Origin of the sequence: Synechococcus sp. R50.1, assembly GCF_047462115.1 — a bacterium.
Taxonomy (GTDB): Bacteria; Cyanobacteriota; Cyanobacteriia; order Thermostichales; family Thermostichaceae; genus Thermostichus.
In genome coordinates this window covers 1-399 of the sequence record NZ_JANSIN010000012.1, presented here as the reverse complement: position 1 = coordinate 399, position 399 = coordinate 1, and positions in this window count along the sequence as shown.

Sequence of the window (399 nt, the reverse complement as noted above, 5' to 3'; positions counted from 1 at the left end):
ATCCCTACCTTTTCCCCGCAAGGGGACGGAAACCATAGTAGTGAGGAATATCGCAGTCAATTCGCTCGTATTGTTGATCCCTACCTTTTCCCCGCAAGGGGACGGAAACCCGTCGAGTTGAGGAAGCCATGTGGGCTTGAGGCGAAACTCACGTTGATCCCTACCTTTTCCCCGCAAGGGGACGGAAACCCCAGAATTTCTTCTGGGACCTCCCGCTCAGAATCTACGTTGATCCCTACCTTTTCCCCGCAAGGGGACGGAAACTAGAGAGAAGCGAGTAATGAGCAAAGAGAAGTGAGGTTGATCTCTACCTTCTCCCTGCAAGAGCATGCCTCTAACCCCCAAAACCCTGAACTTTGCTGAATTTACTGAGCTTTAGGCGGTTTGGCAAAAGTCATT